General features: G+C 46.4%; 2 protein-coding genes. Both read left to right on the top strand.

Annotated features, from left to right (window positions below; genetic code table 11):
- Positions 1-887: replication initiation protein (locus GHN92_RS23460; RefSeq protein WP_153381329.1), on the top strand; the 887-nt coding region annotated here is incomplete at its 5' end.
- 493 nt (positions 888-1,380) lie between these two features.
- A complete protein-coding gene (locus GHN92_RS23455) occupies positions 1,381-2,286 on the top strand; it encodes a hypothetical protein (protein ID WP_153381327.1) in 906 nt (301 codons plus the stop codon).
- Positions 2,287-2,481: the final 195 nt, after the last annotated feature.

The raw sequence follows: 2,481 nt of genomic DNA, 5'->3' as shown, positions 1-2,481 counted from the left end.
ATTATACAGATGACCTTGCAACTGGCTTGCACATAGCAAAAGCCGAAATTGCAAAAAAGGCAAAGTATATCCAGCATAACGGACCAACCCATATGTTATGGCTTGCGTTCGACATCGACCGTCCAGGTGCAGCAATGGACTGGTCAGATCGAGGCGCACCGGCTCCTAATCTGACCGTGATGAACAGATCAAACGCACACGCTCACGCCCTCTATGCGCTCCAAACACCAGTTCGCACAGCGCCCGATGGCAGAAAAGCCCCACTCCTGTATGCCGCTGCCGTAGAAAACGCCCTGTGCGAGCTTCTGGACGCTGATAGAGGCTATTCAGGGCTTATTGTGAAGAATCCCCTGCATCACCATTGGCAGGTAACGCAGTGGCATCACGAAGCATACGAATTGGGCGAACTGGCTGACTACCTCGACCTAAAAACCCCAGCACAGCGGAAAAAGGTCGTTGCTGACTATGGATTGGGTAGAAATTGCACCCTTTTCGAGGAACTGCGTAACTGGTCGTATCGAGCAATCCGCCAAGGCTGGCCCGCCTATCGCCAGTGGCTCGATGCCTGCGTAACCCGTGCGCAGATGATAAATCTAAATTTCTCAAACCCTCTTCCGTTCAGTGAAGTGAAGGCGACGGCTACCAGTGTGGCGAAGTGGACACACAAAAGGATCACAGAAAGCGATTTCGAATATTTCGTGGCAAAGACTCACACCAGCGAGATACAGGCACGCCGTGGTCGTTTGGGTGGGCAAGCAAAGGGTAAGACCCGCAGGGAGCAAGGCATTGAGCTAATCGCACAGGGTCGAACCGTAGAAGAAGTTATGGCAATCACTGGTGCCAGCAGAGCAACGATTTTTAATTGGAAAAACAGGATGGAGGGGTGAGAGGGGGAAACCCTGCCCAGAATCCAAGGCGCCCTACGGGCTATTATCTGATATAGGCTATTTAGACTTTTTCCTGCAAAGCCCCGAAACGAAAGGGGATTCCCCTTTTCGAATATCCCCTAAAACGTGCCTCCAACCCTCGACATGCTGCGCCAACGAGTTGGCTTGGTCTCGGGTTATCTGTGTAAGCCATCGCCTCATAACCGTGTAAGGGAATGCCCTATGCAGGGCTATTATCTGATATAGGCTTTTACAATTTTCCCACGTCGAAGCCGGTCAAAATGGCTGACCTCTGGTCAGGCTTTTTGAGGGGCTGGGCTTTTGATTTTGGCGGGTGTCGGGGCGCAGACCTGACCGCAGAGAGGAAGCCAGTGCGAAGCACAAGGCGTGAACCCGCAGGGTTCTCCTATCTAGAATTAAAACGAAATAGTGATGTTTGATTGATATTTCGATTTTAAATGGTATATATATTATATAACAATTAAAATCGAATATGACAATCAAGAACTGGTTCGTAAGAAGCGAGCGCATAAAAGATAAGCATGGAGGGTTAATTAAATACGGCAAGTATTTAGTTAACATGGAACATGCTAATCACAAGAATACCGAGAGCATAATACCGGTATACGGTAATATCGAGAATTTCATTAGAACTTGTTCTAATGAAGCCGTAAGTTTGGACTTGGAGAACTCCCAAAAGAAGGGAGGGCGACCAGTTCAAAGTTATGCGCAAAGTTTTGTTTTCAGTCTTCCTCCAAGTGTGGTTAAACCAACACCGGGCGAATGGAAATCTATAACAAGCGATATCCTAAAAGAACTCGCCAAGAAGTTAGATATTGATATTAATGACTTCAAAGGTCGAGTGTTCGCTAATGTCCACGACCAAGACAATCCACATCTGAATTTAGTGGTGTCCAGAGTCGTCCAGGGCAAGACGTTGAAGGCTTTGGATCAAAAGGGAACGATAGGCGTAGCCAAGAAAGCTTTCAACGCTGCAAGCCTTGCGCGCTGTGGCTTGGACGTGTCTGCATATGAGCCTTTGCAGACGAATGTGGGTCCTCATTTAGCGAAGTGGCAATTGCAACAAAAGGACTCTGAAAAAGCATTAAAAGAAATTGGGCTAAAATCAAAAGCATTCGACAACGATATTGCCAAGACAAAAGAATATGGCAGATTATCGGCAATGCTTAACAATCAGATTGTTAAGTGGATATTCTCAATAGGGTCAGGTGATATAGGCAATGAGAATAGGCAAAAAAACAGGATTGAAAAAACAACCGAAGAATTAAGTAAGTTGAACATTTCGAAGGAACAGGCTGAACTACTTGACAGTATGTTCGAGATGGCGGAAACGAAAACCGGCAAGACCCTCGAAAATAGGGTAAGATGGAAAATATAACTTAAAAGATTCCCCTCTGTGTCCGATAGTTTGGCGACAGGAAGACACAGAGGGGGGAGGGACATAAACAGTATGACACAACTACAACTTTTTACAAGCACATTACCAGCAAAACCATATTATACAGATGACCTTGCAACTGGCTTGCACATAGCAAAAGCCGAAATTGCAAAAAAGGCAAAGTATATCCAGCAT

This window comes from Pseudomonas sp. FSL R10-2964 (assembly GCF_009600035.1).
Taxonomy (GTDB): domain Bacteria; phylum Pseudomonadota; class Gammaproteobacteria; order Pseudomonadales; family Pseudomonadaceae; genus Aquipseudomonas; species Aquipseudomonas bubulae.
Note: the sequence above shows the minus strand (reverse complement) of the source record. Positions and strands in the feature narration are given on the sequence as shown.